Below are 327 nucleotides of genomic sequence, written 5' to 3' on the forward strand. Positions count from 1 at the left end.
CCCAATCTTTGGAACGTTGGACAAGTCACAACGTAAACACAATGAAAATCAACGCCAGACCTTGTTGATTATGATGGATTTGGATGAGCTCTATCCAGACTCTCACGTAAGGGCGCTTGCCAAAGCAGCTGGAAAAGGGGATATCCTAAAAGTCCGTCAGTTGGTTGCTAGTGGGGTGAATGTTAATGCTCAGGGACGTTCAAAAGCCACGCCTTTGTATTGGGCTATCCGCAAAAATAACTTGGCTGGCTTTGAGGCTTTGCTAAAGTTTGGAGCCACGCCTAATGTGCGTTTTGATGATTCGGGAACAATGATGCATTGGGCAAA

At 45.9% G+C, this 327-nt stretch carries 1 protein-coding gene; it reads left to right on the top strand.

The genetic code is table 11. The annotated features are described in order from the left end of the window. Nucleotides 1-327, top strand: a 327-nt coding sequence (locus LSG37_RS21155; RefSeq protein ID WP_233081986.1) for an ankyrin repeat domain-containing protein, incomplete at both ends; no start/stop codon positions are given.

It is taken from the genome of Rheinheimera soli, from assembly GCF_021290985.1.
Classification (GTDB): domain Bacteria; phylum Pseudomonadota; class Gammaproteobacteria; order Enterobacterales; family Alteromonadaceae; genus Pararheinheimera; species Pararheinheimera soli.